This is a genomic window from Cellulomonas septica, from assembly GCF_012396155.1.
Lineage (GTDB): Bacteria > Actinomycetota > Actinomycetes > Actinomycetales > Cellulomonadaceae > Cellulomonas > Cellulomonas septica.
Map to the genome: position 1 here is coordinate 1 of NZ_JAAXOY010000187.1, position 5,604 is coordinate 5,604.

At 73.5% G+C, this 5,604-nt stretch carries 7 protein-coding genes and 1 pseudogene; 2 read left to right on the forward strand and 6 right to left on the reverse strand.

Annotated elements, in window-relative coordinates; genetic code table 11:
* Both HGA02_RS08950 and HGA02_RS08955 read left to right on the forward strand, forming a co-directional pair.
* A partial coding sequence (locus tag HGA02_RS08950) for a YesL family protein (RefSeq protein WP_168678718.1) occupies positions 1-711 on the forward strand: 711 nt, incomplete at its 5' end.
* A gap of 144 nt (positions 712-855) precedes the next feature.
* The gene (locus HGA02_RS08955) at positions 856-1,347 is read left to right on the forward strand and encodes a hemerythrin domain-containing protein (protein ID WP_168678723.1); all 492 of its coding nucleotides are present in this window, start codon (positions 856-858) and stop codon (positions 1,345-1,347) included.
* Positions 1,348-1,363: 16 nt separating this feature from the next.
* Here HGA02_RS08955 and HGA02_RS08960 read toward each other — a convergent pair whose 3' ends face one another.
* From HGA02_RS08960 to HGA02_RS08985, 6 genes and pseudogenes are all read right to left on the reverse strand, one after another.
* Positions 1,364-2,635, reverse strand: a complete 1,272-nt coding sequence (locus HGA02_RS08960; protein WP_168678719.1) for a HipA domain-containing protein — start codon at positions 2,633-2,635, stop codon at positions 1,364-1,366.
* Complete coding sequence (locus tag HGA02_RS08965; protein ID WP_168678720.1) at positions 2,632-3,216, reverse strand: helix-turn-helix domain-containing protein; 585 nt, start codon at positions 3,214-3,216, stop codon at positions 2,632-2,634. Before HGA02_RS08965 ends, HGA02_RS08960 begins: the two co-directional genes overlap by 4 nt.
* Positions 3,217-3,373: 157 nt before the next feature.
* Complete coding sequence (locus HGA02_RS08970) at positions 3,374-4,450, reverse strand: LacI family DNA-binding transcriptional regulator (RefSeq protein WP_168678721.1); 1,077 nt, start codon at positions 4,448-4,450, stop codon at positions 3,374-3,376.
* A 241-nt stretch (positions 4,451-4,691) separates the two neighbouring features.
* A complete protein-coding gene (locus tag HGA02_RS08975; RefSeq protein WP_003792170.1) occupies positions 4,692-4,790 on the reverse strand; it encodes a 30S ribosomal protein bS22 in 99 nt (32 codons plus the stop codon).
* Positions 4,791-4,965: 175 nt separating this feature from the next.
* Entirely contained in the window at positions 4,966-5,187 is a 222-nt protein-coding gene (locus HGA02_RS08980) for a helix-turn-helix domain-containing protein (protein ID WP_168678722.1), read from the reverse strand.
* 188 nt (positions 5,188-5,375) lie between these two features.
* Positions 5,376-5,604, reverse strand: a pseudogene (locus HGA02_RS08985) (hypothetical protein); the annotation flags it as partial.

Consider the following 5,604-nt stretch of genomic DNA (forward strand, 5'->3'; position numbering starts at 1 on the left):
ACCTACACGAACTCGTGGGACCCGCAGAACGGCGCGATCCTGCGCTCGAGCGACCGCGGCGAGACCTGGCAGAAGACGATGCTGCCGTTCAAGGTCGGCGGCAACATGCCCGGCCGCGGGATGGGCGTCCTGCGCGTCGCGACGCACGTCGTCGGCGTCAACGCGCTCGTCCTGCTCGGCACGCTGGCCGGGCTGGTCGTGCTCGGCCTGGTCCCCGCGCTCGTCGCGGGCGCCCGCCTCCTCGCCCGGCTCGCCGACGGACACCCGTCCGACCACCTGTGGCACGACTTCTGGTCCGCCTACCGGTCCGGCTGGCGTCGTACCAACCTGCTCGGCGCGCCCGTGTGGCCGGTCGGCGCGGTGCTGTCCGTCGACGCCGCCGTCGTGCGGTTCGTCGATGGTCCCCTCGCCGCGGTGCTCGCCGCCGGCGTGCTCGCGCTCGGCGCGTGGTTCTGCGTCGCGCTGCTCACGCTGGTCGCGGTCGCGCGCCGGTACGACGAGACGCCCGGACGGACCTGGCGGTTCGCCGCGCTGTTCCCGCTCCTCTCGCCCGGCACGTCGCTCGCCGTGCTCGTGGTCGTCGCGGCGTGCACCGTGTCCGTCCTCGCGCTGCCCGTCCTCGGGCCCCTGGTCGGGATCGCGCTCCCGCTCCTCGCGGGCGGCTGGCTCGTCGACCGCCGCCTCGACGCCCTGGACGCGCGCACGTCCTGACGGACGTGCGGGCCGGTCGCGGGTGGCACGGGACGGGGTCGGTGGCTTCCCGCCTGCTGCCGGGCACGGCTAGGGTCGCGCGAGCGTCGCGTGCCGGTGACGGGCTGCGTCAGGCATGGAGGCGCCCGAGCGGGAGACACCGCCATCACGACACCCACCCCCGACACCGACCGCGCCCGCGCGCTCGCCGAGGAGCTCCGCGAGGTGCACCGACGCCTGCGAGCGGCGCTCGACCTGGCGCTGGACGCCGACCCCGACGCCCCTGACTCCCCTGACGTCGACCCCGCCCGCGACCCGCTCCTCTACTGCTGGGGGTTCTGCGCGGCGCTCGAGGGCCACCACCGCAGCGAGGACGACCACCTGTTCCCGCTCCTGCTGCGCGCGCACCCCGACCTGGCGCCGGTCGTCGGGCAGCTCCGGCAGGACCACCGCATGATCGACCACCTGCTCGGCTCGCTGCGCGAGGCGATCCGCTCGGGCGCCGACGCCGACGAGCGTGCGCGTCACCTCGAGGGCGTCGCCGCGATCATGGAGTCGCACTTCCGCTTCGAGGAACGCCGCGTCCTGCCGCTGCTCGACGCCCTCGACCCGGGCGGCGTCCCGACCCCCGCGGACCTCTACGGACCGCTCGCCTGACCCGTCGGACGACGACTCACCTCATCAGGACCGCGAGCCGCGCCAGCGCACCGGCCTGCGCATCGTCGAGCGTGGCGTGCTCACCGGCTTCGTCCCGCACGGCGTCGGCGGCGGGTCCGACGGCGGCCGCGAGCCGTTCCAGGACGTCGGCCCGGCGCCGACGGGCGGCGCGCCGCGCGATCCCCCACGCCGCGGCCTCCTCGTCGACCGTGTCGCCCGTGACGTCCTCGAGCAGGTACTCACCGCCGACCGCCAGCGAGAGCACCGTCTCGACGCCCAGCGCCGCCGTCGCGACGACGTCGTACGCGGGCGCGAGCCGGGCACCCTCGTCGCGGTCGAGGACGACCGAGAGGTTCTTCACGTGCTGGTCGCAGTTGCCGACGACGAGCGAGGCGATCACCTGGTCGAGCAAGCGCGGAAGCTCCGCCACGGGCGCGGGCGAGTGATCGGCGAGGACACCCGCGACACGACGCAACGACGGGGTCGTGGGGTCGGCCGCCTTCTGGTACTTCGCGCTCGGTGGGACGCCCAGCGCCTGCCCGAGATCCTCCTGGTGCACCCGCCGAACCCCTGCGCCGGTGGCATCGCGGTCGTATCGCCGCACCAGGATCGCGGGACGCTCCCCGACGGGTCGGAAGCCGACCTCGGCGACGTCGATGCCCGCGTGCGCGAGGACCCGCATCCCGAACAGCTCCGCGTGCACGACGCCTGGCCACCGCTCGGCGCCCAGGTCGTTGAGCGGCGACGGCTTGAGGATGTGCGTGGACGGCGTCGCGTCCAGCGGGAGGCCGAGCAGCTCGTCGCCGGCGACGAGAACGAGCTTGCTCTGCACCCCGCCGAGGGAGATGCGGACACGCCCGTCGACCCCCACCCCGAAAGGGGCGGTCGCGAGCTCCCGCACCGCCTTCTCGAGCGCGGCCTCGTCGAGCCAGTGCACGTCGCCCTCGGCGGGGGGCCCCTCGCCGTCCTGCGTGATGGTGACGGCGCCCGCGCACTCACGCCCCAGGACGCCCAGCAGGCCGGCGGTGTCGTCATCGGCGAGCCGGAAACGGTCGGCGAGGACCTTGCGCAGGTCACCCTCCGGCAGCAGGCCGTCCAACCAGTTCCGCGCTTCGTACGCGCTGTAGGCGTCTGCCCGCACGGGGAGCCGCACCGACAGCGCGAGCCCACCCGGCCCGTACACGTCCATCGCGTCGTCGGTGTACTGCAGGGAGGTCATGCCGAAGGCGGCGGCGTCGTCGAGCGTCGCGACCCTGACGCCGTCGAGCCACACGTCGAGGACGCTCATGCGCGGCCCTCACGAGGGAGCGCCGCGGAGGTCGACGCCGGACCGCCCGTGAGGGGCATCTCACGGAGCGCGAGCAGGACGGCGGTGACGCTGGGATCCGACAGCGACAGCACGGCGTCCGAGTCGGCGAGAGCGCGCAACGGGCGGACCACCTTGCGCACTCTCGGGTCGTCCAGGTCGATCGCCGGTTCGGCCGCGACGAGGTCGCGCAGTGCCGCGAGACGTGCTGCCGCCTCGGCGTCGGACACCCGCGACACGTCGAGGCGGTCGAGCGCGCGACGGAGGCGGTCGCTGGGCGTGGTCGTTCGCGACGGCCGCGCGGGTACGAGCAGCGGGCGGCTTCGCACCTGCCGTGCCGCGGGGTGGGCGCGGGGAAGCGCCACGAGGTCGAGGCCGACCGCTCCCAGGACGGCCACCAGTCGCCTGAGCTGTGTGGTCGCCTCGGCGGTCTCCAGCTTCGACACGTACGCCTGCGTGATGCCGAGCTGCGCCGCGAGATCCTCTTGGCTGAGACCCAGATCGCTCCGCCGTTCCCGCAGCGCCTGCGCGATGCGGAGCAACGTCTGCTCGTCGCGGTTCACGTCACCTCCATACAGATCTCCGCGTGCGATCCCGTGCCGAGGACGATCATACGCTTTTCCATATGAGCCTACGCGATGGACAACTCCATACGCGTATGCATATGAGCCATGCGTGCGTGGCCGGCGCGGTCGGCGGCCCTCGAAGGAGGCCGAGAGGTCAGCCGGAGGCGACAGCGCTCGTGCTCAGCGGCGAGGTCGCGGGTGCGGCGTCGCCGAGGGTCGACTCGCGGCCGACGATGGTGAAGTCGGCGATCACGCGCTCGTAGGGGCGGTCGGAGTCCGGGTCGTCGATGCGCGCGAGCAGCAGGTCGACGGCGGTGCGGGCGATCTGCTCGCGGCCGGGCGAGACGGTCGACAGCGTGGGCGACGAGTACGCCGTCTCCTCGATGTCGTCCCAGCCGATGACGGCGATCTGCTCCGGCACGTCGATGCGGCGCGCGTGCAGCGCGTGCAGGGCGCCGAGCGCGAGCGCGTCGTTGAGGCCGAAGACGGCGTCGAGCTCGACGCCCGAGTCGAGCAGGCGGTGCATGGCCTCGGCCCCGGTCGCGCGGTGCCACAGACCGGCCTCGCCGATGAGCGCGGGGTCGACGCCGAGCCCGGCGTCCTGGAGCGCCTCCCGGTACCCCTGCATGCGCAGCGCGGCGGAGCCGACGGTCTCGCCCTCGTGCGCGCCGACGACGGCGATGCGACGACGGCCCTGGTCGAGCAGATGGCGGACGGCGGCCTTGGCACCGTCGACGTTGCTCATCGTCACGTGGTCGGCGGGGCCGCCGAAGATGCGCTCGCCGAGCAGGACCATCGGGTAGTCGACGTCGAGCGCGTCGACGTCCTGCGGGCCGAGCTCGAGCGGGGAGAAGATCAGCCCGTCGGTGAGGTGGCGACGCTGGCCGGTGAGGACCTCGAGCTCGCGCTCGCGCACCGAGCCGGTCTGCTCGATGAGGACGGTGAGCCCGCGGGCCTCGGCGGCGCGGATCACGGAGTCGGCGAGCTCGGCGAAGTACGGCAGCGAGAGCTCGGGGACGGCGAGCCCGATGAGGCCCGTGCGACCGCGGCGGAGGTTCCGGGCCGTGAGGTTGACCTGGTAGCCGAGGTCGGCGATCGCGGTCTCGACCTTCTCCTTGGTCGCGGGGCGGATGTACTGGTAGCCGTTGAGGACGTTCGAGACGGTCTTGATCGACACGCCCGCCCGCGCGGCGACGTCGTGCATCGTCACCGCACCCGTGCGTCTGCTCATGCGTGCCTCCCGTGCACCCCGTCGCTCCCCGACCTCGCCTCACCGATAGTGGCAGAGCGACGCGCGGTGTCACCTGCGACACCTGCGCACCGGCAATCGTACATCGTTGTACGAACGCGGGAGGGCAGGTCAGGACCCGTCGAGGAAACACGTCGGGCCCGGCGCGTGCCGGGCCCGAGGATGTCCAGCCCGCAGGCCGGTCGCGCCGACGACGTCCGGGAGGGACGACGCCGGCGGAGGGTCACTTCTTGTTGCGACGCTGGTGACGCGTCTTGCGCAGCAGCTTGCGGTGCTTCTTCTTGGCCATCCGCTTGCGGCGCTTCTTGATGACGGAGCCCATGGGTCCTCAACTCGCTTCCGGGTGTGGGCCCGGCACGGGCCCTGCTGGTGGTCGATCGACGCGCGGTGCCGTCCATCGGCCAGAGGCCGCGAGCCCACGCACGGGAAAGTCCGAGGCCCTACCTTACGCGATCGACGGCCCTCGCCGCGACGCGCCGTCCCCCGGGTGCCCGCCGTCAGGACGAAAGGCGGCCGTGGTCCTGCTGCTCGGGCCCGACGCGCGCCGTGCGCAGGTAGTGGTCGAGCGCGTCCTGCGGGACCCGGAACGAGCGGCCGACGCGGACCGCCGGGAGCTCCCCCGAGTGCAGCAGCCGGTAGACGGTCATCTTGGAGACGCGCATGACGTCGGCGACCTCGACCACGGTGAGGAATCGCGTGCGGCCCGGCTGGTCGCTCATCGGCTCGGCTCTCTCGTCCTGCTCGGCGACGCGCCGGGCTCTCGCGCTTCCCCTCTCGGGTGCCGGACCACGATAGTGCCGCCTGGGACTGGTGTGAAAGAGGAGACGCCTGGGACTCCCCCGTCCGGTCCCCACCCGGTCGGCGCAGCGCGGGCCCGCGACGGCTGCGCGTCGGCCCAGGCCACGGCTCAGTCGAGGTCCGGGTCGAGGCCCCAGCACGGGAAGACGGCGGCGCGGGTCGCCCGGATCGCCCGATCGACGTCGTCGGCCGGGTCGTCGCGCGGCCGGGCGAGCTCATGGTCGGTGCCGTCACGGCGTTCGTCCATCTCCGCGACCGTGAGGCCCGTGGCCGTCAGGACCTCCTGCTCGTCGAGGTCCGCGAGGTGACGACGGAGGTCGTCCAGGCCGAGCGTGTGC